The 20,738-nt window shown below is 67.6% G+C and carries 21 protein-coding genes; 6 read left to right on the forward strand and 15 right to left on the reverse strand.

Going from position 1 to position 20,738, the window contains the following annotated elements:
* Positions 1 to 373 precede the first annotated feature (373 nt).
* Positions 374 to 2,497 carry a DNA topoisomerase IV subunit B gene (locus tag ACFYYF_RS19985; protein WP_365489248.1) on the reverse strand — a complete coding sequence of 708 codons (2,124 nt, stop codon included), beginning with the start codon at positions 2,495 to 2,497 and terminating at the stop codon, positions 374 to 376.
* Positions 2,498 to 2,938: 441 nt separating this feature from the next.
* Here ACFYYF_RS19985 and ACFYYF_RS19990 point away from each other — a divergent pair, with 441 nt between their 5' ends.
* On the forward strand, positions 2,939 to 3,169 hold the full coding sequence (locus ACFYYF_RS19990) for a hypothetical protein (protein WP_103549626.1): 231 nt from the start codon (positions 2,939 to 2,941) through the stop codon (positions 3,167 to 3,169).
* A gap of 111 nt (positions 3,170 to 3,280) precedes the next feature.
* Here the strand turns inward: ACFYYF_RS19990 and ACFYYF_RS19995 are convergent, their stop codons facing one another.
* Positions 3,281 to 4,099, reverse strand: a complete 819-nt coding sequence (locus ACFYYF_RS19995) for a S1 family peptidase (RefSeq protein ID WP_388777418.1) — start codon at positions 4,097 to 4,099, stop codon at positions 3,281 to 3,283.
* A 457-nt stretch (positions 4,100 to 4,556) separates the two neighbouring features.
* On the opposite strand from ACFYYF_RS19995, the gene ACFYYF_RS20000 reads away from it, so the two are divergent.
* Positions 4,557 to 4,712 (forward strand): hypothetical protein, encoded by a 156-nt coding sequence (locus tag ACFYYF_RS20000; protein ID WP_388777419.1) that lies wholly within the window; start codon positions 4,557 to 4,559, stop codon positions 4,710 to 4,712.
* Here ACFYYF_RS20000 and ACFYYF_RS20005 read toward each other — a convergent pair.
* Genes ACFYYF_RS20005 through ACFYYF_RS20015 form a run of 3 tightly spaced genes read right to left on the reverse strand, consistent with a single transcriptional unit; the run spans position 4,699 to position 6,011 of the window.
* The gene (locus ACFYYF_RS20005) at positions 4,699 to 5,523 is read right to left on the reverse strand and encodes a hypothetical protein (protein WP_381436271.1); all 825 of its coding nucleotides are present in this window, start codon (positions 5,521 to 5,523) and stop codon (positions 4,699 to 4,701) included. The genes ACFYYF_RS20000 and ACFYYF_RS20005 overlap by 14 nt on opposite strands.
* 51 nt (positions 5,524 to 5,574) lie before the next feature.
* On the reverse strand, positions 5,575 to 5,799 hold the full coding sequence (locus ACFYYF_RS20010) for a hypothetical protein (protein ID WP_388777421.1): 225 nt from the start codon (positions 5,797 to 5,799) through the stop codon (positions 5,575 to 5,577).
* 5 nt (positions 5,800 to 5,804) lie between these two features.
* Positions 5,805 to 6,011, reverse strand: a complete 207-nt coding sequence (locus tag ACFYYF_RS20015) for a hypothetical protein (protein WP_388777423.1) — start codon at positions 6,009 to 6,011, stop codon at positions 5,805 to 5,807.
* A gap of 179 nt (positions 6,012 to 6,190) precedes the next feature.
* Between ACFYYF_RS20015 and ACFYYF_RS20020 the strand changes: the two genes are divergently transcribed.
* From ACFYYF_RS20020 to ACFYYF_RS20035, 4 genes are read left to right on the forward strand one after another with little or no spacing between them, the layout of a single operon-like run.
* Entirely contained in the window at positions 6,191 to 6,424 is a 234-nt protein-coding gene (locus ACFYYF_RS20020) for a hypothetical protein (RefSeq protein ID WP_388777425.1), read from the forward strand.
* Positions 6,405 to 6,929, forward strand: a complete 525-nt coding sequence (locus ACFYYF_RS20025; protein ID WP_359721422.1) for a DUF6879 family protein — start codon at positions 6,405 to 6,407, stop codon at positions 6,927 to 6,929. Before ACFYYF_RS20020 ends, ACFYYF_RS20025 begins: the two co-directional genes overlap by 20 nt.
* Positions 6,930 to 6,940: 11 nt before the next feature.
* Positions 6,941 to 7,786 carry a helix-turn-helix domain-containing protein gene (locus ACFYYF_RS20030; protein WP_381436257.1) on the forward strand — a complete coding sequence of 282 codons (846 nt, stop codon included), beginning with the start codon at positions 6,941 to 6,943 and terminating at the stop codon, positions 7,784 to 7,786.
* A 47-nt stretch (positions 7,787 to 7,833) separates the two neighbouring features.
* Complete coding sequence (locus ACFYYF_RS20035) at positions 7,834 to 8,082, forward strand: hypothetical protein (RefSeq protein ID WP_381436252.1); 249 nt, start codon at positions 7,834 to 7,836, stop codon at positions 8,080 to 8,082.
* 1,266 nt (positions 8,083 to 9,348) lie between these two features.
* Here ACFYYF_RS20035 and ACFYYF_RS20040 read toward each other — a convergent pair.
* The 10 genes from ACFYYF_RS20040 to ACFYYF_RS20085 form a co-directional block, all read right to left on the reverse strand.
* On the reverse strand, positions 9,349 to 10,518 hold the full coding sequence (locus ACFYYF_RS20040; RefSeq protein WP_359721416.1) for a phage major capsid protein: 1,170 nt from the start codon (positions 10,516 to 10,518) through the stop codon (positions 9,349 to 9,351).
* A gap of 301 nt (positions 10,519 to 10,819) precedes the next feature.
* A complete protein-coding gene (locus ACFYYF_RS20045; RefSeq protein WP_388777429.1) occupies positions 10,820 to 11,131 on the reverse strand; it encodes a hypothetical protein in 312 nt (103 codons plus the stop codon).
* 296 nt (positions 11,132 to 11,427) lie between these two features.
* Positions 11,428 to 12,426 (reverse strand): hypothetical protein, encoded by a 999-nt coding sequence (locus tag ACFYYF_RS20050; RefSeq protein ID WP_388777431.1) that lies wholly within the window; start codon positions 12,424 to 12,426, stop codon positions 11,428 to 11,430.
* Between the two features lie 616 nt (positions 12,427 to 13,042).
* On the reverse strand, positions 13,043 to 13,231 hold the full coding sequence (locus tag ACFYYF_RS20055; protein WP_388777434.1) for a hypothetical protein: 189 nt from the start codon (positions 13,229 to 13,231) through the stop codon (positions 13,043 to 13,045).
* 45 nt (positions 13,232 to 13,276) lie between these two features.
* Complete coding sequence (locus tag ACFYYF_RS20060) at positions 13,277 to 13,471, reverse strand: helix-turn-helix domain-containing protein (protein WP_359721404.1); 195 nt, start codon at positions 13,469 to 13,471, stop codon at positions 13,277 to 13,279.
* A 592-nt stretch (positions 13,472 to 14,063) separates the two neighbouring features.
* Positions 14,064 to 14,957: a tyrosine-type recombinase/integrase gene (locus tag ACFYYF_RS20065; protein ID WP_388777437.1), complete on the reverse strand. Its 894-nt coding sequence runs from the start codon at positions 14,955 to 14,957 to the stop codon at positions 14,064 to 14,066.
* 115 nt (positions 14,958 to 15,072) lie between these two features.
* On the reverse strand, positions 15,073 to 16,608 hold the full coding sequence (locus ACFYYF_RS20070) for an RNA polymerase sigma factor (protein ID WP_361687831.1): 1,536 nt from the start codon (positions 16,606 to 16,608) through the stop codon (positions 15,073 to 15,075).
* A gap of 408 nt (positions 16,609 to 17,016) precedes the next feature.
* Complete coding sequence (locus ACFYYF_RS20075) at positions 17,017 to 17,904, reverse strand: FCD domain-containing protein (protein ID WP_361687828.1); 888 nt, start codon at positions 17,902 to 17,904, stop codon at positions 17,017 to 17,019.
* Between the two features lie 162 nt (positions 17,905 to 18,066).
* Positions 18,067 to 19,830, reverse strand: coding sequence for an ATP-binding cassette domain-containing protein (locus ACFYYF_RS20080; RefSeq protein WP_388777440.1), 1,764 nt, complete (start codon positions 19,828 to 19,830; stop codon positions 18,067 to 18,069).
* A 123-nt stretch (positions 19,831 to 19,953) separates the two neighbouring features.
* Positions 19,954 to 20,712 carry an NUDIX hydrolase gene (locus tag ACFYYF_RS20085; protein WP_351121542.1) on the reverse strand — a complete coding sequence of 253 codons (759 nt, stop codon included), beginning with the start codon at positions 20,710 to 20,712 and terminating at the stop codon, positions 19,954 to 19,956.
* Between the last annotated feature and the right edge of the window lie 26 nt (positions 20,713 to 20,738).

Genomic DNA, 20,738 nt, shown 5'->3' on the forward strand with positions numbered 1-20,738 from the left:
TCTCCACCCACGGGTGGACCCATCCCGCACACCCAGCCCAGGCGCGGCGCCCGAAGGACTTGATTCGCCCCCTCCGCCCCTACCCAACCCGTACCTGGGGCTCCGCCCCAGACCCCGCTCCTCAAACGCCGGAGGGGCTGAAACTTTCCCCGGCCAGGGCTGACATTCACGACCGCGGACCCGCAGTCGTCCAGAAGGGCGGGCCACCACGACGCATCCGCACCCGGCGACGCACGCGAGGGGACGTGCCGGTACATCGATGGCCGTCGCCACTAACGGTCACTTCTCCGCCCGACAGCGACGGGCTGATGCACCGGCACGGCCTCGACCCACCCACCGGGGCGGCACCGCACCCCGGTGGCACCCCGGAGGGCTACGCGTCGATGCGTGACCGGTCCAGCGTCGCGGCCGAGCTGGAGATGAACTCCTTGCGCGGTGCCACGTCGTTCCCCATCAGCAGGTCGAACACCTGCTCGGACGCTTCCAGGTCGGAGATGTTGATCCGGCGCAGCGTCCGGAACCGCGGGTCCATCGTCGTCTCGGCGAGCTGATCGGCGTCCATCTCACCGAGACCCTTGTACCGCTGGATCGAGTCCTTGTAGCGCACGCCCTTGCGCTGCAGCTCCAGCACCGTCTCACGCAGCTCACGGTCCGAGTACGTGTACACGTACTTGTCCTGCCCCTTCTTGGGCTGACTGAGCTCGATCCGGTGCAGCGGCGGGACCGCGGCGAACACCCGGCCCGCCTCGACCATGGGCCGCATGTAGCGCTGGAACAGCGTCAGCAGCAGGATCCGGATGTGCGCGCCGTCGACATCGGCGTCGACGAGGAGAATGATCTTCCCGTAGCGCGCGGCGTCGATGTCGAAGGTCCGCCCGGAGCCGGCCCCTATGACCTGGATGATCGCTCCGCACTCGGCGTTCTTCAGCATGTCCGTCACGGACGCCTTCTGAACGTTGAGGATCTTGCCCCGGATCGGCAGCAGCGCCTGGAACTCGGAGTTCCGGGCCAGCTTCGCCGTACCCAGCGCGGAGTCTCCCTCGACGATGAACAGTTCGCTGCGCTCGACGTCGTCGCTGCGGCAGTCGGCGAGCTTGGCGGGCAGCGAGGAGGACTCCAGAGCCGTCTTCCGGCGCTGCGCGTCCTTGTGCTGCCGGGCGGCGATCCTCGTGCGCGCGGCGGCGACGGCCTTCTCCATGACGACCCGCGCCTGCGCGGCCTCGTCCCGCTTGGTGGAGGTCAGGAACGCCTTGAGTTCCTTGGTCACCACGTTCGTCACGATGCGGCGGGCGGCCGAGGTCCCGAGGACCTCCTTCGTCTGCCCCTCGAACTGCGGCTCGGCGAGACGCACGGTGACGACGGCCGTGAGGCCCTCCAGCGCGTCGTCCTTGACGATGTCGTCCTCGGCGACCCGGAGCATCTTCTTGGTCCGCAGGACCTCGTTCATCGTCTTGGCGACGGCCTGTTCGTAGCCGGCGACGTGGGTGCCGCCCTTGGGCGTGGCGATGATGTTCACGAACGACTTCAGGGTCGTGTCGTATCCGGTGCCCCAGCGCATGGCGACGTCGACGCCCAGCTCACGGGTGACCTCGGTCGGTGTCATCTGGCCGTGCTCGTCCAGGACCGGGACGGTCTCCTTGAAGGTCCCCTGCCCGGTGAAGCGGAGGACGTCGCAGACCGGCTTGTCGGTGGCCAGGAACTCGCAGAACTCGCTGATCCCGCCGTCGAAGCGGAAGGATTCCTCACCCTTGCTGCCGCCTTCGCCGAGCCCGAATTCGTCGCGGACGACGATGGTCAGGCCCGGCACCAGGAAGGCGGTCTGGCGGGCACGCTGGTGGAGGTGCTCCAGGGAGAGCCGGGCGTCCTTGAGGAAGATCTGGCGGTCGGCCCAGTAGCGCACGCGGGTGCCGGTGCGGGTCTTCGGGATCCGCTTGAGCTTGCGCAGCCCGCCGCTGGCGTCGAAGGCGGCGTCGGGGCCGTCGGCCTTGAAGGCTCCCGGGGTGCCGCGGCGGAAGCTGACGGCGTGGGTCTGGCCGTTGCGGTCGACCTCGACGTCAAGGCGGGCGGAGAGCGCGTTCACCACGGAGGCGCCCACGCCGTGCAGACCGCCGGAGGCCGCGTACGAGCCGCCGCCGAACTTGCCGCCGGCGTGCAGCTTGGTCATGACGACCTCGACGCCGGAGAGGCCGGTCTTGGGCTCCACGTCGACGGGGATGCCGCGGCCGTTGTCCCGCACCTCGACGGAGGCGTCGTCGTGCAGGATGACCTCGATGTGGTCGCAGAAGCCCCCGAGGGCCTCGTCCACGGAGTTGTCGATGATCTCCCAGAGGCAGTGCATCAGGCCACGGCTGTCGGTCGACCCGATATACATGCCCGGGCGCTTCCGCACTGCCTCGAGCCCCTCAAGGACGAGCAGGTGCCGCGCGGTGTAGTTGGAACCGTCCCGGTCTGCTCCGGTCAGCAGCGCTGTGGACGGCACGGACGTATCGGCGGTCACGCGGTTCGCTCCTCGCTGAATTTCATGGGAGACCCTTTTGGGTAAGGGCCCGGCTTCGGTCGCCGCTCAGAGGGTACCGAGGCCTGGTAGAGCCGTTGTAGCACCACCCTCGCACGAACTCACCCTAGTCCAGGATCGTATGAGTGTTCGATCCCTCGAAGGAGTGAAGTACATATCACGTTCCCTTCGAGGCATGAACCATTTAGGCTCCGGGCACGTCCTCATGAACAACCGGCAATCCAGCCGGGAGGACCGACACCTGACAGACAGCGCGAACCCGTACAGACACAAAGACACGCAATACGGCTCATTCGCCGCCACCCGGCAGCAGACAGCCGCCCCGAAAGAAAATTTCGAGGAAAAGCCGCGAGCGGGAACGTTTTCGGCCTGGTTGGATGTTGACCCTGGTACGACAGCTCGTCGAGCTAGAGAAGAGGCGACGTGACTACTGTTCTGACCCCCGCGAGCCCGCTGACGGCCGCTGACCGCTGCGACCGTTGCGGCGCCCAGGCATATCTGCGCGTCGTCCTCCTGAGCGGCGGAGAACTGCTCTTCTGCGCCCACCACGGTCGCAAGTTCGAGCCGGAACTCAAGAAGATCGCCGCTGAGATACAGGACGAGACGGAGCGGCTCACGTCCGTTCCCGAGAGCGTCAACGACGAAGATCGCTGACCCTTCGCATCAACGACGAGCGGGTACCGGCGACAGGCCGGTGAGTGGGCGGTCACACCCTGGACACAGGGTGTGACCGCCCACACTCGTATCGCATCGGGGCGAGAGCCCTCAGCGGCTCTTCTCCAGAGCGTGGACCGCCTCCGAGACCCGCGTGTAGACACCAGGGCTCTCCGCGCGCCCACAGCCGCTCCCCCAGGACACCAGGCCGATGAGGCGGCCCTGGGCGACCAGCGGCCCGCCGCTGTCCCCCTGGCAGGCGTCACGGCCTCCTGTGGGCTCTCCGGCGCAGACCATGGACGCGGCGTCGTAGGTGCCGGAGTCGTCGCCGGGATAGGCCCGCTCGCAGGCCTTGTCGGAAAGCACGTGTACGTCCGCGGCCCGCAGGCTGCTCGCGTAGTCGCCGCCGCCCGTCAGGTCACCCCAGCCGTAGACCGTGGCGACGGTCCCCGGCTGGTACGCCGGGTCTCCCGCGGGGGCCATACGGATCACGGAGGCGGCCGGCAGCGGCTCGGCGAGGGTCAGTACGCCGAAGTCCCCGGCGTTCGTCTCACTGTCGTAGTGCGGGTTGACCCAGATGTCGCGTACGGAGACCTCCTTGCCGTCGCGGGCCATCAGGTCCCCGCGCCCCGCGATGACCTTCAGATCGCTCCCGTCGCGCGACGGCTCCCCCAGCACGTCCTCGCCGAGGCAGTGGGCCGCGGTCAGGACCGTGGTCGGACCGACGACCACTCCTCCGCAGAACTGCCCCGCGCGCGTACCCCCGAACCGGTCACGGCTGGACAGCGCGACCGTCCACGGACTGTCGGAGATCTTGACCGGACGGCTTCCTATGACAACGCTGTCGGAGGATGCCAGAGCGGGGGTCGTCAGTGATATGACCGCTGTGGCGGCCGCAAGGGCCAGCGTCGGGGCGTAGGGACGGCGCATGCGCGCTCCTCACACTGGGAGGGTCGTGGAACACCCAGAGTGATCCAGTAGTCGGGCGCACGCACTCCGCGCACACGACGAGGGCCCGGCCTCCAGAAGGAGGCCGGGCCCTCGTCGACGTGCGGCCGAGGCCTAGTCGAGGTAGTCGCGAAGTATGAGCCACTGAGCGGTGTGCCCACCTGCGAAAACACTGGCCAGCGTCGAGCGCTGTGCCCTGCACTACCTTCTACTACTGGTCACGTCGGCCGGTCAAACCTCAGTACCGCCACACATCTGACGGTCCCGATCCCTTCCCGGTCACGCAAGCCCGGACAGCCCTTGCGGCGGCGCAAGCTACCCGCGAGGTTTGCGCCAAAACCCCTGGTCAGAGGGGGTATGGAGGCGTAGCGTCGAGAGGCAAAGCCCAACCAAGAGGGTGATCAAAATGGCGCTCGACCTCTCCGCATCCATTGCCAAAATGGATCAAGACGACCTGGCCGCCCTGGCCGACATCCTGCCCTCCATGAAGTGGCAGGCCCCCGAAGGAAGCAAGCGGCGCACCTGGGCGGACGCCCTCATGCGGCGCGTCATCGACGCCCAGGAAGCACGCGAGCGAACGGCTAGCGCCGGGTGAGGCGTGCCAGGAAGTTGCTGACGAACCTCTCCACCTCAGCCTTCTGCGTCGTGTCGCGCACGTCCAGACGAGCTACCCACTCGACCCCGGCGTTGATCAGCAGATCAGTTCGGCTGTGATCGTTGGAGGCTCGCTTGGGGCCCTCGTGGTGGGGGCCGTCCACTTCGATCACCCCCGCGCGGCCCTTGTAGGTGATCAGGAAGTCGGGTTCGAAGGTGTGCCGGGGCACTCGCACCGCCGCAAGGGGCATGATCCCGATGGTTTCGTGCTCCGGGAGTCGCGCCTGATGCTCCTTCAGGACTTGGTACACGTTGTGCTCCCACTTATTCGTGAAGTGGAGCCCGTCCTCTACAGGATGCTGTGGCTCTACACGCACACGTCGCGCCTGATTCGTGGGACGTGGACCGTTGGCCGCCTTGAGCTGCTGTCTCCAGTCGAGGCCCACGCTCGGAAGGATCGGGCGCACGTTGAGATCCTTGATCTCAAACGCATCCTTGCGCGTCGCAGCTCGCATAGCTCCCTCGATCCGGTCGAGGTTTTCCTGCGTGAACTGCGGTACGAGGTGAGGCTCCACTTCCAGGTGAGCCTCGTAGTAGTCCACGTTCCAGTCCGTTTCGCTGTACTCCAAGTCCAGCGTCACAAGTTCAGCGAGCATGACGGCCAGTTCGACGGCCTTGGCGTCCCCATCCTGATGAAGAAGGACCGCAGTGGTGCCAAGCACCTTCTCGCAGCGAAGACGATGAACCTCGTCAGCTGACATACCGTCGGAGTTGGCCAGCATGTCGGCCAGTGAGTGCAGCGCATCGGGCATGCGAATGATTGTCGCACCGCGCACTGACAACCGGGAGGCACAGCAGGCGAGTTACGGCTCGCAGGGAGCGCCGGCTCGGATGGCCTCAGCGATCCGCTCGGCGGCGTCGGCGCGCACCATGCCGAGGTGCACGTACGGCTTCCCGCTGTGCGTCACCATCGGCCGTACGCTGCCCCACACGCGTTCCGGCAGGCCCAGCCCGGCCAGGGCGGCCCGGATGGCCTCCGCCGCGTCCGTGGCCGCCTTGCGCCCGTCCCGGTAGGTCTGCATGTCCATCGGCATCAGCGGTGCCCCCCGGAGTGATCGCGGATCTGCGTGGCGTGCTTGGCGGCCTGACCGATGTCCCCGGCCCCCTCGGCGGCCTTGAGGCTCTGCCATTGGGTCTGACATGTCCCGCAGCCCGGCACGGGGGCGCAGTCCAGCAGCCAGGCGTTGAAGCCCACGGGGAGGTCGATGGGCGGTTCCTGCGTGGTCTTGTGTGTCGGCATCGCGTTCTGCTCCCCGGGAGATGTGGGCAACCGCCCCCGACGGTAGAGAGCGCAAAAGGCACGGGTCTACGAAGTTGCACGCGGTTGCACGTCGGCCCTGAGCAGCCTTGACGCCCCAGCCTGGACGGCGTGAGGCTGCGTGCAACCAACTGCAACCCGGCTCGACTTGAGGAGGGGCTATGCGTCTACGGTTCGTCGGGAAAGACCCGGAGTCCGGAGATCACGGCTGCCCGGCCGTGTGGGTGGACGAGGAAACGCAGGATCTCATCATTCAGGGCGTGACGGCCGACGCCGACACGACTGCCCGGACCGTCCACGACAGTCCGCTTCCGGCTCACGAGAGCGTTGTACGGCTGCCGCAGCGCATGATTCCGCTGCTGAGGGAGGCACTTGATGGCGCAAAGCCTGAGTAGCTTTGCCGACTTGATCCGGTCGGCTGAGCGGTCCGCCGTCCATCTGGAGATGCGCGACGTGTACGCCGTCGACAACGAGGACGAGGGCTTCGCGGCATGGCGGCAGGGCCATCGGCTCGACCCGGACGACCGCGAGTCGTGGTGGCGGCCCTGGCTCGACCTCGTACGGGAAGTCACCGCCAAGGGGGTGCGGGTGCGCCGGGCCCGCATCGTGAGCGAGCCGCCCAGCGAGTACATCCGCTACGAGCACTCTTTCACCTTCACCAACATCGCAGCGGGTGAGGAGATCCGTTGGCTTCCCCGCCGGTTGGCGTCCGGTCTCGCGCTGCCCGGGAACGACTTCTGGCTGTTCGACGGGAAGATCGTTCAGTTCAACGTGTTCGACGGTGACGGACGCTGGGTCCACACCGACCAGACCGAAGATCAGGCGACAGCCGGCCTGTGCTCCGACGCCTTCGAGGCCGTCTGGGATCTGGCCACGCCGCACGATAAGTACGCCATCTGAGAAGTCAGTTCATGCCCACGTCTCCGCTCTCCACTGCCCAGGCTGCCCGTGCGGCCATAGCTGCCCGTCTGGACGAGATGCGGCGGGACGCCGGGCTTACCGGGCATGAACTGGCCCTCCGGTGTGGCTGGCACAAGTCGAAAGCCTCCCGCATCGCGCGGGCCAAGACGGCCCCCTCGGACGCCGACATTCGGTCCTGGTGCCGGGCCTGCGGGGCCGAGGAACTGGCGGCCGACCTGATCGCCGCGTCCCGTACCGCCGAGTCCATGTACGTCCACTGGCGGCAGATCCACCGGGACGGGATGCGGAGGGTCCACGAGAAGACCGTCCCGCTGTACGAGCGAACGGCCCACTTCCGCGTGTACGCCTCCAACGTGGTGCCGGGGATGCTCCAGACCGCCGACTACGCGACAGGACTTCTGCGGTCCATCACGGCCTTCCAGGGCACCCCTGACGACGTAGCCGACGCCGTACAGGCACGCCTCAACCGGTCCCGCGTCGTCCACGAGGGAAACCACCGGTTCGGGCTGCTGCTCGAAGAGGCCGTTCTCTACTACCAGGTATGCGACGGGCCCGAGCTGGCCGCCCAGCTCCGGTACCTGCAAGAGGTCATGAGCCGCCCGAACGTGTCCCTCGGGATCATCCCGTTCGGGGCGAGGCGTACGGTCTGGCCGCTGGAAGCCTTCTACGCGTTCGATGACGCCCAGGTAGCCGTGGAAACACTCACGGCGGAGGTGAACATCACCGCCCCGGGCGAAGTGCACACCTATCTACGGGCCTTCGCGGAACTGGCACAGGTCGCTGTTTACGGGGCAGCGGCACGCGACCGCATAGATGCAGCCCTGGCGGCTTTGTAAGCCACTCTCGGCGTGCCGATGGGTAATTCAGGACGCATCATGGACCCATGACCGAGAATCGACCGACCATCACAGTGGAACAGTTCGCTGAGCTGTGCCGGATGGTTCATAAGATCGCCGATGAGCGCCCGGTGAGCAACTACATTGAGGAAAAGGAGTGGCCGACCGAAGCTGGGCCGAAGAGGATGCACAGGGAGTGGGCTCTCTACATCCTCGGCCAGCTCGGATTGGGCATCCAGCCCGGGGAAAACTCTGGCGAATTCCTCAAAGCTATGGGGATTTCGACATACCCCTAAGCATCCTTTCGGCCCCGGCAGCCCCTGCAACGCCTCTGCCCTTCCGGAAGGCTCCCCTTTCCGCCCATGCAGGGCTTTCCGCAGCCTACACACGGAACGACTCCAGTTTTCCGGGGCGGCATTCCATTGGCGCGAGCATTCGCGTACCACTCGCGGTAGATCCGGGCGCGGCGGGCCCGCACGCATTCCGGCTCACGGCAGTATTTCTGGCCCTTTCGCCCAGAGAAGGGATTCCGGCACTCGGCGCATCGCATAACGGCACCTCCAGTATGCAGTGAATATGCAGCATCGCATGAATATGCGGCAAATATGCAGCCTGCTGGACCCCTGCCGGGCGGTCGGACCCCCCTGCCCTGTCGAGCAAGGTTGATCACGCCTCTGAACTGCACTTTTAGCTCGTTCGCGTCAGTCTGACGAATAGGGAGAGAAACGGTTCACAGGGGCGGGGGTCGTCCGGGCCTGCATATACGCCGCATACCCACCCCCCTGGATCTCGCATACCTATACACGGATTATGCATGGGGGTGGGGTTGTCGGTTCCGTGTGCCGGTATGCCTTGCGTGTGCAGTCCCGGCCGTCGGCCGTGGTGGTGGATTCGGCGGTTATCCATGCCGCCGTAAGGGGATTCCTTGCGCTTGGCCATTTCTGTTCACCCCTTTCCCTGATGCGGGTGTCCTGTCGGCCCGTGCTAACAGCGTCAGCCACTGTGAAGCCTTGTCTCGACGCGCCTGTTCGCTCGGATGAATCGAAGTTCTTTCACTTTGATTCACTAATTGCATGAAATCCTTAATGTTCGCAGTTCGGTTCCTAGCGACTGGATGATGGAGGTCGAAAGGGTTGAGTGCTTGGGTTCGGAGCTGCATTCGAGTCGAGGTGAGGCACACACGCAAACGGTGAGCAGGTGCAGCCGTTCAGTACACCTACTCACCGCGCTGGGCCAGGGGCGGGCCGGGACCCTGGCATCCCACCGCCCACGCGAGCCTGGTCTTCTGTTCACGCTGTGCGTCGGCAGGCGTCCAGTTCGGCTGGACTAGGAAGGCGAGGCAGCAGCTTGCGTCGCAGCGTTACCTCGGCTTCGAGCTGCCTGTGTGTCGTTGAGCCCGGATACAGGGCTGCGTAGTGATCCCGGTCCATGCACGCGTATCCCAGTTGGAGTTCGGCTTGGGTAACACCCACAGTTTTCATGGCGGTTCGCCAATCTGCGGGTCATACGGAAGCCGGGGGCCCTTTGAGGGGAGCCCCCGGCTATTTCGGGGCGTTACCCGGTCACGGAGTCAGGTCGATGACCCGGAAGGCGGCCGGACGGTTCACCGCGAACCCGAACCGGCCCTCTGCGCGGAGCTTGACCCGGTTGGTGTCGAACAGGGCCCCGGAGTGGTCGGCGTCGATCGTGGTGCCCTGCCGGACGATCAGCCGGCACTGGGACCAGTCGGCCAGAAGTGCCGTACCGGCGGGGACACTTGTCGAGATGACCTTGGGGATGTCGCCGAAGATGTTCGCGTAGGCCGTCGAGTCGACCAGGTACTCGCCGTCGGCCGTCGTGAGGAGGTCCAGCCCCTCGGCGTCGGTCGGGTTGAGCACCCAGGCCGTGGGGGCCTCGTTGGCGTTCTCCATCGCGGTCCGGGCCTTGCGGAGGGTGACCGGCACGCTGGCCGTGTACGCGGTCGCCCCGACGCCCGAGGTGTTGAGGATGCCGACGACGTTCTCTCCCGCCACGGCACCGCTCACGATGTCCGCTTCGAGCTTGTCGAGTACGCCCCGGGACATCTCCGACTCCAGGAACCCGGACAGGTCCTTGTGGTCGGCGAAGAGGCGCAGCGGGATCGGCTCGGACAGGTGGGCGTAGACCCTCACGCGGTCCTGGATCGAGGCCACGGTGTAGATCGACGTGGGCTTGGTGGCGGCGTCCGCGACAGCGGCGGCGTTGTCCGTGCGTACGGTCTGCCGCAGGAACTCGAACTCGTTGCCGGGGACCTGCTGCCGGTCAACGATGAGGTCGAGCAGCCGGGCCGGGTTCGACGGCATGGCGAACAGGCCGGTGCGGACCATCGTGGGGGCGTCCACGGCCCCAGAGGTGAGCGCCTTGACGCCGTGCTGCTCGGCAGCCTTGGTGAGCGTCTGGGCGGCCTCCTGGGCCCACTGGCGGGCTCCCTGGCCGATGCTGGGGGCCGTGCCCTTGGTCGAGGGGAAGCCGCGCCCCTCGGGGCGCCGTGCGCCGTCGCCCGACTGGTAGCCGCTGCTGTTGCCTGCGGCCTCGCCCACCGCCTTGAGTTCGGCGACGCGGGCGTTGAGAGCCTTGATCTTGGCGAGCTTTTCGGCGTTGGTGCCGGAAATGCTGCGGATCTTGGCGAGATCGTATCCGCCGTCCTCGGTGGTGGCCTCGTTGATCAGGCCCGTGAGTTCTTCCTGAACGGCGCGAAGTGCGGGGTAATCCATGACAGTGGTCCTTTTCTGGAGTGCGTGATGTTGATTCGCAATCCGAGGACCGCCCAGTCGTCGGCTGCGGCGTAGCCGCCCAGCTACAGGGGAAGTTGAGGAGTCGGGAACGCGGGGGTCGGCCGTCCAGCCGACGGGAGAACGTACGCCCCCTGGTCGGTCTCCGCTCCCACGGGGAAACGAGGGAAATACCCGGAGGGGGGAGAGGGGGCGTACGTCACCATGAGGAGTTCCCGTGCCTCACCTATCACGATATCCCGGAATTGGGGGATAGAGCGAGAAAAGGGAATGGTGATACGAGTCACATTCCATTCAGCTCGAATTCTCGGGCCTGCGCCTCCCAGAGAGGCCACTCGGGCGCCCCTATCTCCCGCAGCCGGCGGGCCTCGTGCGCGAATTGTTCGGACAGTGGCTTTTCCCAGACGGGAGAGATATAGACGTCACTTCCGGCCTCTTGGCGCGCTTTCAGGACCTTCCGCCAATTCTTGGTGTAGGTGTCCACGCCTCGCTGGAATCTCGCCCAGTCGTCCTCCGAAAGCGGGTAGCGATCGAACGCGGCGAGTACGATTTCACCGGGGCCGGGAACGGGAGGGAAGTCGGGAATCGTCGTCATGGTGGTTCCTTTCGGGTAGGGCGTCCAGTTCGGGACGCCCAGGGGGGTGGTTGGAACGTTGGAAGTTGGAACAAGGGGGGTGTCGATCTGGACGGAACGAATTCGTACTCAAATCCTCACTCTCAGCGACACAAGCCTCTGACCAGTAAGAATAAGAATAGAAAATTCACTCACGTAGAGGGTGAATCACTGGGCGACACCCCCCTTGTTCCAACCGTTCCAACGTTCCAACGCCTTGGGAAATGGGGCTTCCTGCGTTCCAGCCGGCGAAGTTCCAACCGGGAAAGTTCCAACATCTACGGGTGCCGGATCTGGACGTGATCACCGCTCGCCGCCACGGTCACCCAGCCGCGTTCCTGGGCGTACTCCAGCGCCTCCGGGAGCAGACCGCGTTCCTTGGCCGCCACCCGAGTCCGCAGGCCGCCGCGTCCGGCGACGCTGACGCCTTCCGGTCCCGCCTCCGCCGCGTACTTCCGGACGCGCTCGGCGAGCCGGTGCAGCCGGGCGTAGTGCCGCTCATGGTCGGCGTACACCTCCCGGTCGGCGTGGGCCTGCCTCGCTGCCTCCGCAGCGGCCCTGACCTCCGCTGCCGCCTCGCGTTCGAGGTGGGCCCTCACGGCCTCCGAGGTGGCCGTCATCTGCCCGGCCAGCTCCCAGTACGCGACCGGCACCCGGTCGGCCGCGCCGTCGAGCAGCAGCGTGAGCAGCGCCGCGACCTTGAGCCGCAGGTAGGTTCGGTGCCCGTCCGTCTGGGCGTCGCCCCGCAGGCCGGCGAGTCGGGCGGCCCGGACCTCTTGAACGACGGCGGCAGGAAAGGTGAGGACCCGGAAGCCGCAGGCGGCCGTCTGGGCGTTCGCGGTGAGCCGTCGGGCCAACTCCTCGCACGACGGAGTACGCGCCCTCTGGGCGTCCTCTCCGGTGCCGGGGAGGGTGCTCTGTACGGGAACGTCCGGGGCGTTGGGGTCGGTGGCCGACAGGAACAGCACGCGTTGCGGGGTGCCCTGCGCCTTCTCGGCCAGCAGGGGGCGGACCGTTTCGGGCTGGAACGCCATGTAGACCCCGAGGGCGTACCCGCGCACGTCGCGCGACCGTTCACGGCTGGCGTTCTTCTGGCCAAGTGCCCCGCCGGTGAAGGCAGTTCGAAGGGTGACGCCCAGGGTAAACCCGGACCGCTCTCCCAGCTTGGACAGGATTTCCCCCTCGTCGGCCTCCAGGAAGGCGGAAAAGAACTTCTGACGCCTTTCCGTGACCGGCTTCCCATTCCGGCCCACTTCGCCGGTTTCGAGGTCACCCATGTAGGTCTCCGCGATTCCCTCACCGGAGCCCACATTGCCGAGCTGCACGTACGGAAAGTGCGCGGCCGGTATGAGCTGACCGGAGAATGCGCAGCTCTCCGACTTACTGGCCCCGGGCGGGCCAACTGCCGCCGTAAGCAGATTCAGGGTTGATGCGTCAGAGACGCCGGTGTCCACGCTTACAGCTTGCGGATTCACATAGCCTGCCATCCTGGCGAGCAGTGCCCCCAGAACTGCGTCCGGGCCGAGAAAACGGGCCCGTGCCGCCGTCCGGATATCCACGAGTGTCGGGTGAGCGTTCCAGAACTCTTCGGGGAGTTGAATGGAAACGAGTTGTTCACGACGCCGCTGATTGTGGAGGCGTTCCCTTTCAGACGCCCAGTGTTCTGCTATGAGACGTTCCAATTCGCCGCTGGGGTGTTCGTCATCAGGTACGTTGGGTGACGGCTGATCGAATCGGTGAGCGCGCACGCCGGACCCGCGCGGCGGGGTTTCACTGTCGGGGCTTTCCTGTAGCATTTGGAGCTACCTCTTTCTGGTTGATGAGTAGCCGACCGCTTCGCGGGTCCGAACGGTTGGCGGTTACGGCCCCCGGTTCGCTTCCCCGGGGGCCGTTTCATTTCTTGATCAAGGCGTCGATCTCGGCGAGATCCCAACGGGCCTGTCCGTTACCGGATTTGCCGTGGTTGGTGAGTCGACCGGCCTTGCTCCGGTTGTAGATCCACCGGCGGGCCTGTTTCTCGGTCGCCCCTTCACGGACAAGGAACGCCACGGCTACGTCAGTTGGGACGATCACGGGTTTCATACCGCCTCGCTTTCTGTCTCGTCAGGTTCGTTGTCGACCAGCGACTCAGGCGGCTTGGGCACGACGGCGATGACTGCGATCGACGGTGTGGGCGTTCAGCCACGCCTCAACGTCGGCGCGGGCGTATCGGACGTGCTTGCCGAAGCGGGAGTAGCGCGGCCCCGCCCCGCTGTGGTTCCACTCGTAGACGGTCTGGACGGGCACGCCCAGGAAGGTGGCGAGTTCCTTCGGGGAGATCATTTTCTCCATGGCTCTGGCCTTTCGGTGTCGCTCGCTGGTGGTTCCGGTTGGCTGGCCCAACCGTCCCTTCCGACCCCGACACCTGAAACCCAGAAATGGCCCGTACGGGACGCGAAGAAGGGGCGGCAGCCCGTAGGCCACCGCCCCTCGCCTGCGAAGGCTCGCAGATCAACGTCAAGCTGCTCGATCTTGAGGACGTTGCTTCTCGTGTTCTCGGAAGTCGGTGCCGATGGAGATGCTGAGGGCACGAAAGAGGCCGCCCGGGTGCACCGGACGGCCTCTTGGGGATCTGCGTTACGCGGCGCGCCGTGCCATGGATGACTTGAGCGCGAGGGCTTGGAAGTACGCTTTGCGGGCCGCTTGTGCCCGCCTGGCCCTCTCTTGTGGGGCCAGCCGGCCCGTCGGGTCCACCTGATCCTCGAAGCGCTTCAGGAAGGCTTCCCGGGCCGCCGAGGTCGCCGCTGATGGATCGTCTTCTCTCGCCCATCTGGCGTAGGCGGCGGCGCGGGCTTTCGTACGGCGTTGCTCCGGAGTCACGGGCGGCCCTCTCTCTTGGGGAGGAGCACACCGTACGAGAGGGACGCCGACAGCCTCACCAGTCGCCCAGTGACAGCTTTCGCGCTTCGTCGGCGGCCCGGCGCTGGCTGGTCGCTCTGGTGTACCGATCGATCATGTCTCGGCGGCTCCACCCGGCCACGGCCATCAGGCCACCCTCGGAACCGCCCGCAGCGAGCCACCTACCGGCCGCCGTGTGCCGCAGAACGTGCGGGTGGAACCCTTCGATACCGGCGGCCTCCGCGCGGCCCCTAAGCGCGCTGTAGAGCGCCTGGTAGCTGAACCCTCGCTGGCGGTCGCCGAGCCACAGGGCGTCCAGCTCGGCCATGCGATGGCCCCGGCGAGTCCGGAGGTACCGGTCGATCGCGCGGCCGGTCTGGGGCCCGAACGGCACCGGCCTCCCCCTGCCGCCCTTGCCCCGCTGGACGATCGCCACACCGGCCTTAAGGTCCACGTCGGCGGTCGTCATGGCGACGACCTCACCGGCCCGAAGACCCGTTTCCGCCATGAGGCGGATGATCGCTTCGTCACGACGTGCCCGGAAGTCATTGCCCGAGCAGACCTTGACCAGGGCCCGAAGCTGGGCGTCGTCCAGCTCGGGGATGACCTTGTGGTCGAGCTTCGGCGGCTTGAGCGTCGACAGGGCGTCGGCCGCGATCTCGCCCTCTTCAGCCAGCCACGCCGAGAAGCGACGTACCGCGAGCTGACGGCTACGGGCGGTGGATGCCGATGCCCCGGCGTCCAGCAGCGCCGCCACGAACGCGTTCACAGTCGGCCGGTCGAGTTCCGGGGCTCGTTCCTCACACTCGGCCCACCGGATGAACGCGCGCACCCCGTCGCCGTACGTCTTGAGCGTCTGGGCGCTCTTCCGTTCGGCAGACAGGTGCAGCAACCATGAATCGAGATATGCCGCTATGTCCGTGATGTTCATGCCGCCAGACCTTACGTTCCGTGTGTCGATACCTTGACCGGGAGCGCTGTGCCCGACGACAAAGGCCCCGACCTGCGCCATAAGCGCAGGCCAGGGCCTTAATCAGTGCTTTCGACTAGTCGAGGTAGTCGCGCAGCACCTGGGAACGCGACGGGTGACGCAGCTTCGACATGGTCTTGGACTCGATCTGGCGGATCCGCTCGCGGGTCACGCCGTACACCTTGCCGATCTCGTCGAGGGTCTTCGGCTGACCGTCGGTGAGACCGAAGCGCATCGAGACGACGCCCGCCTCGCGCTCGGACAGGGTGTCGAGGACGGAGTGCAGCTGCTCCTGGAGAAGCGTGAAGCTGACCGCGTCGGCCGGGACGACGGCCTCGGAGTCCTCGATGAGGTCACCGAACTCGCTGTCGCCGTCCTCGCCCAGCGGGGTGTGCAGGGAGATGGGCTCACGGCCGTACTTCTGGACCTCGATGACCTTCTCGGGGGTCATGTCGAGTTCCTTGGCCAGCTCCTCCGGGGTGGGCTCACGGCCCAGGTCCTGGAGCATCTGGCGCTGGACGCGCGCGAGCTTGTTGATGACCTCGACCATGTGCACCGGGATACGGATGGTGCGGGCCTGGTCGGCCATGGCGCGGGTGATCGCCTGACGGATCCACCAGGTGGCGTACGTGGAGAACTTGTAGCCCTTGGTGTAGTCGAACTTCTCGACCGCGCGGATCAGACCGAGGTTGCCCTCCTGGATGAGGTCCAGGAAGAGCATGCCGCGACCGGTGTAGCGCTTGGCCAGGGAGACCACCAGACGGAGGTTGGCCTCCAGGAGGTGGTTCTTGGCGCGGCGGCCGTCCTCGGCGATGATCTCGAGCTCACGCTTGAGCTTGGGGGCGAGTTTGTCGGCGTTGGCCAGCTTGTCCTCGGCGAACAGGCCGGCCTCGATGCGCTTGGCGAGCTCGACCTCCTGCTCGGCGTTGAGCAGCGGGACCTTGCCGATCTGCTTGAGGTAGTCCTTGACCGGGTCGGCGGTGGCACCGGCGGCGGCGACCTGCTGCGCGGGCGCGTCGTCCTCGTCCTCGTCGGACAGGACGAAGCCCTGGGCGCCGTCCTCGGTGGGCTCCTCCGCACCGGGCTTGCCGGGGGTCTCCTCGACGGTCTCTTCGTCGGCGAGCTCGGCGTCGTCCTTCTTGGCGCTCGTCTTCTTGGCCGCCGTCTTCTTGGCGACCGTCTTCTTTGCGACGGCCTTCTTCGCCGTCGTCTTCTTGGCTGCGGCGGGCTTGCCTGCGGAGGCGTCCTCGGCAGGATCGTCGGCGAGGGCAGCCGGGGCCGCGGTGGCGGTGGCCTTCTTGGCGGTCACCGTCTTGGCCGCCACCGTCTTGGTGGCGGTGCGCTTGGCCGGACTCTTCGCTGCGACGCTCTTTCGGGTGCGCTTCGGCTCCGCGGCACTGACCATCAGCGTCACACCCTCTTCCTCGAGGATCTGGTTGAGGCTGCGCAGTACGTTCTTCCACTGAGTGGCCGGAATCTGGTCAGCTTCGAAGGCCCGACGCACGTCATCGCCGGCGATCTGCCCCTCAGCCTTTCCCCGCTCGATGAGCGCCATGACAGAGACGGACTCGGCGATCTCCGGCGGGAGCGTACGGGATGTGCTGGCCGACACGAACAACCTCTCGGAACGTTGGAAAACGGCTTCCGGCCCCGTCCGCTGTGGACAGGAACCGACGACCGCCGACTGGGGATGGGCCGACGGCGCGGGCGGGGACCGGGAAGATGCACAGCGCCACACACGGCGTCTGTATTCCTTCCTCGGCTATCACCTCTTAGGTCATCGCGCTGCCCCGAAGAGCGTTACGCCCAATCTGCGTGGCCCGAGTCACACCCCGTAAGTGCCCAAAAGATGACAGATCCTGTCAATCCAGGTTAGTTCATGATCCGCCGCCCGGTCGCACCGTCGGGACCTCACCTCATCCGCGAGGGATTCGGTGCGGTCCCGACGGGTGACGACTCCCGGGTCCGACGCTGCCACGGGCGCCCGCGCGCTCCGGGCCGCGTCACCCGCGCGGCGCGATCAGTGCTCGCGCGGCGCGGGCACGACACGCTCCACCTCGGGGTGGACGGTGAGAAGCTGCCGCATGGCCGTCTCGGCCGCCGCGCCGTCGGCCGCCGCGAGGGCGTCGACGATGCGCGCGTGGTGCCCCAGCGAGGCCTCGTTCGGCCGGTCACAGCCGGTGACCGGGCCGCCGGAGACCTGGAGCGCGGCCGACACGATCCCGGAGAGGTGCTCGAGCATCCTGTTGCCCGCGAGCTGAATGAGGAGCGAGTGGAACTCGGTGTCGGCCCGCGAGAAGGTGAGGGCGTCACCCTGCGACATGGCGTGGCCCATGATCTCGACCATGTCGCCGAGACGCTGCTGGACCTCCTCACGTCCATGTCCGGCCGCGAGGCGAGCGGCGAGCGGCTCGATGGTCCAGCGGAGCTCGCTCAGCTCGCGCCGCTGGTCGTCCCGCTGCGGACCGAAGGCCCGCCACTCGATGATGTCCGGGTCGAGGAGGTTCCAGTCACTGACGGGGCGCACGCGCGTGCCGACGTTCGGGCGGGCACTGACCAGCCCCTTGGCCTCCAGTACGCGAAGGGACTCGCGGACGACGGTCCGGGAGACCTCGAACCGCTGGCCGATCTCCTCGGGCACGAGCGGACGGTCCGCGCCGAGGTCTCCGGAGACGATCATCTGGCCGAGCTGCTGGACGAGTTGGCCGTGCAGTCCGCGTCCGCGGCTGCCGGCGGCACGCCGTCCGACGCGGCCGAGCTCCGGCTCGGGGCTCTCCCACACGGGGGGACCGACGCGGTCGGCACCCGGCGAGTCGGCATAGGGGTAGCGGTCGAGTTCGCCCGGTCCGGCGAGGCCGGAGTCTGAGGAACGGGCGGCGGTCATCATGGTCTGCGCAAGGGTACTCACGGGTCTTTTGTCGGCGCCGACTCCAACTGCCTTGAGGTCTTTGGTGAAAAGCACACGAAAGGGTGATCGCTCACACCGTCGCAATTGACGCCTTATCGGAAAGAAATGGGCGTTCTTCGGGGAGTTGTGCGCACAGGGGGAACGGAAGGGTGCGGACGGTCGTCATCGGACCCGGCTCCGCAGGGTCGTGAGCAGATATGTGCAGAGCAGTGCGGTCAGCGACAACAGCAGTGCCCCGCCCACGGGTTGGGCGAGCACCCGCACACCGGCCGCCAGGTAGCGCCCGCCGCCGAACGGCCACTGCATGAGCACCAGTTCCCGGAGCCGCTCCGGGAATCCGGCGGCCGACCGCACAGACGGGCCCTCGAAGACCTTTTGTACGAGCGGTACGACGACGACCGGCACTGCGAGGACCGCCGCGAGCCCGGCGGCGGTGGACCGGAAGACGCCGGCCGCCAGTACGCCCGCCCACGCGCAGCCGACCACGAGACCGAACCAACTCGCGCTCAGCGAGAGCCAGTCCGAGGGAACTCCGGTGAGCTCCCGTCCGTAGACGAGGTACAGCATTTCGAGGTCGCAGCCCACGGTGAGGAACGCCAGCAGCAGCGCGGTGGCCGAGGCGACGAGGAGCTTGGCGGCCAGCAGTCCCAGCCGGCGCGGGACGGTGCCGCGGTCCGCGGCCAGGGCGGGGTGGCGGAACTCCTCTCCGAAGGCGACGGCGCCCAGCAGCCCGGCGCCGAGCGCGGCGGGCGGGAGCGGGAGTTCCCGCGGCCAGGCGGCGAGCAGGCGCGGCTGAGGCGTGTGACCGATTCTGGCCAGCAGGACGGACAGGAGGGCCGACGTGACGAGAACGGCGGCGGCCGTGACGTAGCCGGTACCGACACCGGCCGCCCTGCGCAGTTCGTAGCGCAGGGGACGCAGCGGACTCCGGGCCGGGCGCACGGCGATGGGGGGCGGAAGGGCGGACGCGTCGTCCGTGGCCGGCGTCTCGGCGGGGCACGGCTCGTCGCCGGACCGCTCACCCTCCTCCGGCGGCGCCGGAGTCGGCGCGGGGCCCATGTCTCCTGTCTCGTCGGCGAGTTGGTGTACGAGGATGCCGTGCCGGAAGGCCGTCTCGCCGACGTCGGCGCACGTGCTGCCGTACACCGAGAGCCGGTTGCCCTCCTCGCGCACGACTTCCACCGAGCGCCGTGCCGTTCGGGCCTCCTTCGTCAGGAGGGAGCCGAGCCGGGCGGCGTGCGGGCTGCGCACGGCGACCCGCGGCCGGAGCCGGGTGCGGGCGAACTCGGCGGCCTCCTGGTCGGCGACGAGGCGTCCCCGCTCCAGCGTGACGACCCGGTCGGCGGCCCGAGCGGCCTCCTTGGGGTCGTCCGTGGTGAACAGCACCGTGCCGCCCTGATTCGCGTGGGCGCGCAGCATCCCGTGCAGCCAGCGGCCTTCCCTGACGGACAGCCCGTCCGAGGGGGCGTCGAGCACGAGGGTGTGGGGGTCGGGCAGCAGCGCGCAGGCCAGTCCGAGCCGGCGGTCCATGCCGCGGGAGAGGGTGCCCAGGTTCTCGTCCCGCAGGCTGACGAGCCCGACCACCTCGAGGACTTCGTCCGCGCGGCGGGCGGGTACTCCGGCGGCGGCGCACAGCATGCGGAGCTGACCGCGGACCGTGCGTGCCGGATGCCCCGGCACCTCGCCCAGGAGCACGCCGACCTCGCGGGAGGGATGGGCGATGCGGTGCATCGGCCTGCCCCGGAAGTAGGTGATTCCACGGCCTTGGCGGAGTTCGAGCATGAGCCTCAGGGCCGTCGTCTTGCCCGCGCCCGGGGCTCCGAGCAGCGCTGTGACATGGCCCGCGTGCGCCTCGAAGGACACGTCGTCGACGGCAGGCGGACGTGCCTTGCGGGTGTTGCTGGTCAGTCCGATGGCCTGGATCACCCACAGCAAGATAGCGCGACATTCCGGATTTTCCGGGCGCCATGCGGCTCGCCTCCGCCGGGCCGCACAGGTCCGGTGAGGGTGCGGAGGTCCCGGCACCCGGAAGCGTGTCCGCCTCCTTCGTCAGACCTCGGGGCGCAGCATCGGCGGGTTGAGCAGCGTGGCGCCGCCAGCGCGGAACAGCTGGGCGGGGCGGCCGCCCTGGCGTGTGGTCGTGCCTCCGGTGGGCACGAGGAAGCCCGGCGTACCGGTCACCTTGCGGTGGAAGTTGCGCGGGTCGAGCGCCACGCCCCACACGGCCTCGTAGACGCGCCGCAGCTCGCCGACGGTGAACTCGGTCGGGCAGAAGGCCGTCGCGAGCGACGAGTACTCGATCTTGGACCTGGCGCGCTCCACGCCGTCCGAGAGGATCTGCGCGTGATCGAAGGCGAGGGGCGCCGCCTGCTCCCCGTCCCGCCCGTACCCGCCCTGTTGCAGCAGTTCCTCGACCGGTGCCCAGCGAGCGCTGTTCGCGTCGCCGCCCGCGCGCGGAGCGGGCAGGTCGGGGGCGAGGGCCAGATGCGCGACGCTCACAACGCGCATCCTGGGGTCGCGCTTGGGGTCGCCGTAGGTCGCGAGCTGCTCGAGGTGCGCGCCGTTGTCCTGCGCGGGTACGGAGGGGTCGTGGGCGCACAGGCCCGTCTCCTCGACCAGCTCGCGCGCCGCCGCCTGGGCCAGGTCCTCGTCGGTCCGTACGAATCCGCCGGGCAGCGCCCATCGCCCCTGGAACGGCTGCTCGCCCCGCCGTACCGCCAGCGCGCACAGGGCATGGCGGCGCACGGTCAGCACGACCAGGTCCACGGTCACGGCGAAGGGCGGGAAGGCTGACGGGTCGTAGGGCATGCCGCGATCATAGTCGTCTGCCTGAC

Source organism: Streptomyces sp. NPDC001914 (assembly GCF_042891215.1).
Taxonomy (GTDB): Bacteria; Actinomycetota; Actinomycetes; order Streptomycetales; family Streptomycetaceae; genus Streptomyces.